Here is a 5,012-nt window from a genome sequence, read left to right as displayed (position 1 = left end):
ATCCGCCTCAGCCGTTGCGGAAGGTGTAGCTGTAGCCGTTCAACGCCGGCGCGCCGCCGAGATGGGCGTAGAGCACCTTCGAGCCCTTCGGGAAGAAGCCCTTCTTCACGAGGTCGATCATGCCCTGCATCGACTTCCCCTCGTAGACCGGGTCGGTGATCATCCCCTCGAGCCGGGCCGAGAGCCGGATCGCCTCCACGGTCTCCTGCGAGGGCACGCCGTAGACCGGGTAGGCGTAATCCTCGTTGAGCACCACGTCGTCGGCCACGATGTCGCCCGCGCCGACCAGGGCGGCGGTGTTCTGGGCGATGTCGAGGACCTGGGCCTTGGTCTGGGCCGGGGTGCAGGAGGCGTCGATGCCGATGACGTTGCGGGCGCGCCCGTCCGTCGAGAAGCCCACCAGCATGCCGGCATGGGTCGAGCCGGTGACGGTGCAGACCACTACGTAATCGAAGCGCAGACCCATCTCGGCCTCCTGCTTCCGGACTTCCTCGGCGAAGCCGACATAGCCGAGCCCGCCGAACTTGTGCACCGAGGCGCCCGCCGGGATCGCGTAGGGCTTGCCGCCCTCGGCCTCGACCTCGGCGAGCGCGCGCTTCCACGAATCGCGGATGCCGATGTCGAACCCGTCATCCACGAGCTGCGTCTGCGCGCCCATGATCCGCGACAGCAGGATGTTGCCGACACGGTCGTAGACCGCGTCCTCGTGGGGCACCCAGGCCTCCTGGATCAGCCGGCACTTCATCCCGATCTTGGCGGCGACCGCGGCGACCATGCGGGTATGGTTCGATTGCACGCCGCCGATCGACACCAGCGTATCGGCGCCGCTCGCGATGGCATCCGGCACGATGTATTCGAGCTTGCGCAGCTTGTTGCCGCCATAGGCCAAGCCCGAATTGCAATCCTCGCGCTTGGCGTAGAGCTCGACCTCGCCACCGAGATGGGCGGTCAGACGCTTGAGCGGCTCGATCGGCGTCGGGCCGAAGGTCAGGGGATAGCGCTCGAATGTGTCCAGCATCGGGTCTCTCCGGGTCTCGGGACGCGCCCGGGGGCTCGTCCCCGGATGCGTCGAAGCGAGGCCCCGAGGGAGCGGGCGGGAAGGCCCGGCTCCGTCTTCGAGGCGCAGGAAGAATCTACCCGATCCTTGATGAAAGGTGCTCTCGATCTTTGGGAGCGATATGCCTGCTGCTTGCGCCGTCGCGGCAATTTACGGCAGATAGCTCCGCATCGACGGACTAATCTGAAAGAATTCGTCATGTCCCTAGGGCTCGACCGGATCGACCACAAGATCCTGCGGCTGCTGCAGGTCGATGGGCGCATGGCCAATGCCGAGATCGCCGAGCGGGTCGGCACCAGCGCGGCCACCTGCCACCGCCGGATCCAGCGCCTGTTTACCGAGGGGTTCGTGCGGGCGGTGCGGGCCTTGATCGATCCGGCCCGGGTCGGCCGCGGCACCCTCGTCTTTGTCGGCGTCGTGCTCGACCGCTCCACACCCGAGAGCTTTTCGGAGTTCGAGACCGCCGTGCGGTCGATTCCTGTGCTCCTCGACTGTCACCTCGTGGCCGGCGACTTCGACTACATGCTGAAGATCCGGGTCTCCGACATGGCCGACTTCAACCGCCTCCACAGCGCCACGCTGATCGGCCTGCCGGGGGTGCGCCAGACCCGGACCTTCTTCGTCATGAAGGAGGTGATCGACAACGCGCCCCTCGATCTGTGACCGAGGAACCCAGTTTCAGACCGTATCGGCGGCCACCGCTGGGCTTATCGCAACGGACGACGCGCATCCCTTTCCCGGACAGGTGCAGCGAAGCGGAACCTGATCCGGATCCAGCACACAGAGCGCCGCGCAGCGGCACATGATGGCATCGCGGCGGCGCATACGGACGCTGCGCGTGGTCTTGTGCTGGATCCGGGTCGCGTTCCGCTGACGCTCCCCGCGCCCGGGAAAGAGACGGCGCGCAGGCCATATCCCTCGCGGTTCCGTTCTACCCCGCCCCGCGCCGCTGCTTGCGCAACGCCTCCCACCGGTCGAGCCGCTCGGCGATTCGGGTCTCGTAGCCGCGCTCGGTCGGCTGGTAGAGGTGCTGGCGCCCCAGCGCGTCGGGCCAGTAATCCTGGCCCGAGAAGGCGTCGGGCTCGTCGTGGTCGTAGCGGTAGCCCTCGCCGTAGCCGATCCGCTTCATCAGCTTGGTCGGCGCGTTGAGGATGGTGCGGGGCGGCGGCAGGGAGCCCGCCTCCTTGGCGAGCCGGGTCGCGGCCTTGTAGGCCTCGTAGACCGCGTTCGATTTCGGCGCGCAGGCGAGGTAGATCGCCGCCTGCGCGAGGGCCAGCTCGCCCTCCGGACTGCCGAGGAAGTCGAACGCGTCCTTGGCGGCGTTGGCCACCACCAGGGCCTGCGGGTCGGCGAGGCCGATATCCTCCACCGCCATGCGCACCAGCCGGCGGGCGATGAACAGCCGGTCCTCGCCGGCATCGAGCATCCGGCAGAGATAGTAGAGCGCCGCGTCCGGATCGGAACCGCGCACGGTCTTATGCAGCGCCGAGATCAGGTTGTAATGGCCCTCCTGGGCCTTGTCGTAGATCGGCGCCCGCCGCTGCACGATCTCTTGCAACGCTTCCGCGTCGAGAGTCTCGTCCGGACCAGCCGAGCGCCAGACCTCCTCGGCCAGGGTCAGGGCCGCGCGGCCGTCGCCGTCGGCCATGCGGACCAGCACGCCGCGGGCCTCCTCGGTGAGCGGCAGGGCTTGCCCGGTCAGCGCCTCGGCCCGGACCAGCAGCCGCGCGAGGGCGCCCGGATCGAGGGCCCGGAACAGCAGAACCCGCGCCCGGGACAGGAGCGCGGCGTTCAGCTCGAAGGACGGATTCTCGGTGGTGGCGCCCACCAGCGTGACGGTGCCGTCCTCCATCACCGGCAGGAAGGCATCGAGCTGTGCCCGGTTGAACCGATGGATCTCGTCCACGAACAGCAGAGTCGCCTGCCCGGCCACCCGGCGCTTGCGCGCCGCCTCGAACACCTTGCGCAGGTCGGGCACGCCGGAAAAGATCGCCGAGATCTGCTCGAAATGCAGGTCGGTGCCCTGGGCGAGCAGCCGCGCCACCGTGGTCTTGCCGGTGCCGGGCGGTCCCCAGAAGATCAGCGAGCCGAGGGTCCGTCCCCGCAGCAGCCGGGTGAGCGCGCCGCCCTCCCCGGTCAGGTGCTCCTGGCCGACCACCTCGGCGAGGGTTTGCGGGCGCAGCCGGTCCGCCAGGGGCCGGGCGGTCTCGGGGCCGGGCGTGCGGTCGGGATCCGGCGCGGAGGGCGGCTCCGCGGAGGCGAAGAGGTCGGACATCCGCGCATCAACACCGGGCCTGGGCGGGGGCGCAAGCCGGGTGCCCGCGACGGCAGGGGATCAGCCACCGAACACCGAGGTGATGACCTCGCCGTTGCGGTTGATCGTGACCTCCCAGGCGTTGAGGCTGTTGCGGGTGACCCGGTCGAGATCCTTGGTGGCCGCCATCGGCACGCCGTTGACCGCCACGATCAAGTCGCCCTTCTGCAACCCGACCCGGGCCGCGACGGAATTCTCGTCCACCGCCATCACGGCCACGCCGTCGGCCGGGAAATCGACCTGCATCTCCTCGGCCACCGCCGGCGAGGTGTTGACCAGCGTGGCGCCCAGGAACGGCGAGCGGGTCTTCACCTTGAGCGCGTCCCGCGGGCGCGTCTCCGGCGCGGGCGCCAGCTTGACGGTGACGGTCTGGCGGTTCGTGCCGCGCAGGATCCCGAACCGGGTCTGGCCCTGGACGCCCTTGAGCGCGAAGCGGTAGCCGAACGCCTCCGGGTCGGCCACCTCCTGCCCGTCCACGGTCAGGATCAGGTCGCCGCGCTTCAGGCCCGCCTCGTCGGCCGGGCTCTTGGCTTGCAGGCTCGCCACCAGCACGCCGGTCGGGTGGTCGAGGCCCATGCTGTCGGCGATGTCGGGGGTGACGCTCTGGATACGGGCCCCGAGCCAGGGCCGGCGCACGATGCTGGCCCCGTCGCGGGCGGCGTCGACCACCGCCTTGACCATGCCGACGGGGATCGCGAAGCCGATCCCGTGGCTGCCGCCGGATTGCGAGTAGATCGCAGTGTTGATGCCGACCAATTGGCCGCGCAGGTCGACCAGCGCGCCGCCGGAATTGCCCGGGTTGATCGCCGCGTCGGTCTGGATGAAGTACTGGTAGTCCGCCGAGCCGACCTGGGTGCGGGCGAGCGCCGACACGATGCCCTGGGTCACGGTCTGGCCGACCCCGAACGGGTTGCCGATCGCCATCACGAAGTCACCGACCTCCAGGGCGTCGGCATCGCCGAACGGCATCGGCACCAGGCCCTTCGGCACATCCTTGAGCTTCAGCACCGCGAGGTCGGTGCGGGTGTCGCGCATCACGATCGTCGCCTCGAACTCCCGGCGGTCGGCCAGCGCGATCCGCACCTCGTTCATGTTGTCGATGACGTGGTTGTTGGTGATCACAAGCCCGTCGGCATCGACCAGAACGCCGGAGCCCAGGGACTTCTGCGCCCGCTCGCCCCGGGGGCCGCGCCCGCCCTCCGGCTCGCCGAAGAAGCGGCGCATGAACTCCTCCATGGCGCTGGAGCGCGCGCTGGAGCGCTTGTCCACGTGCGAGGCGTAGACGTTCACCACCGAGGGCGCGGCCCGCTTCACCACGGGGGCGAAGGACAGCTGCACGTCGGCCTTGCTGAGGGGCACGGCCTTGCCGGGACCCCCCTCCTTCGCGCTCTCCGTGCGCGCCATCTGAGCCGTGGCCGGGCCGGCGGCCAGCAGGGCTGCGACGAGGGCGGGCAGGGCGAGGCGAGTCAGCATACAGAGGGCTCCGACGTCAGGGCGCGCGCCGTCCTGGACACGAAGCGGAGGCGCACGCTGCAGCCCTACGCTATCGAGGCCGATTGCGGCAGGTCCACGACACCGTCGCCGCAAGCCGCGCGAGCGATGAACCAAAGTGCAGCCAAGCTGATCCTGTCGGCACGTCCA

General features: G+C 69.5%; 4 protein-coding genes. 1 reads left to right on the top strand and 3 read right to left on the bottom strand.

Annotation, left to right across the window (positions count from 1 at the left end; translation table 11 throughout):
• Positions 1 to 7: 7 nt before the first annotated feature.
• Positions 8 to 1,018: a 1-aminocyclopropane-1-carboxylate deaminase gene (locus OXS49_RS32505; RefSeq protein ID WP_267428641.1), complete on the bottom strand. Its 1,011-nt coding sequence runs from the start codon at positions 1,016 to 1,018 to the stop codon at positions 8 to 10.
• A gap of 237 nt (positions 1,019 to 1,255) precedes the next feature.
• Between OXS49_RS32505 and OXS49_RS32500 the strand changes: the two genes are divergently transcribed.
• Positions 1,256 to 1,720, top strand: a complete 465-nt coding sequence (locus tag OXS49_RS32500) for an Lrp/AsnC ligand binding domain-containing protein (protein WP_244004383.1) — start codon at positions 1,256 to 1,258, stop codon at positions 1,718 to 1,720.
• A gap of 268 nt (positions 1,721 to 1,988) precedes the next feature.
• Here the strand turns inward: OXS49_RS32500 and OXS49_RS32495 are convergent, their stop codons facing one another.
• Together OXS49_RS32495 and OXS49_RS32490 are read right to left on the bottom strand one after the other, a co-directional pair.
• Positions 1,989 to 3,332, bottom strand: coding sequence for a replication-associated recombination protein A (locus tag OXS49_RS32495; RefSeq protein ID WP_267428640.1), 1,344 nt, complete (start codon positions 3,330 to 3,332; stop codon positions 1,989 to 1,991).
• Between the two features lie 60 nt (positions 3,333 to 3,392).
• Positions 3,393 to 4,844, bottom strand: coding sequence for a Do family serine endopeptidase (locus OXS49_RS32490; RefSeq protein WP_267428639.1), 1,452 nt, complete (start codon positions 4,842 to 4,844; stop codon positions 3,393 to 3,395).
• Positions 4,845 to 5,012 lie beyond the last annotated feature (168 nt).

This window comes from Methylobacterium sp. GC_Met_2 (assembly GCF_026540795.1).
Lineage (GTDB): Bacteria > Pseudomonadota > Alphaproteobacteria > Rhizobiales > Beijerinckiaceae > Methylobacterium.
Note: the sequence above shows the minus strand (reverse complement) of the source record. Positions and strands in the feature narration are given on the sequence as shown.

What these genes read in the sequence shown, in the direction of transcription:
- OXS49_RS32505 (WP_267428641.1), bottom strand. Translation starts at nt 1,018, where the DNA reads ATGCTGGACACATTCGAGCGCTATCCCCTGACCTTCGGCCCGACGCCG.
- OXS49_RS32500 (WP_244004383.1), top strand. Translation starts at nt 1,256, where the DNA reads ATGTCCCTAGGGCTCGACCGGATCGACCACAAGATCCTGCGGCTGCTG.
- OXS49_RS32495 (WP_267428640.1), bottom strand. Translation starts at nt 3,332, where the DNA reads ATGTCCGACCTCTTCGCCTCCGCGGAGCCGCCCTCCGCGCCGGATCCC.
- OXS49_RS32490 (WP_267428639.1), bottom strand. Translation starts at nt 4,844, where the DNA reads ATGCTGACTCGCCTCGCCCTGCCCGCCCTCGTCGCAGCCCTGCTGGCC.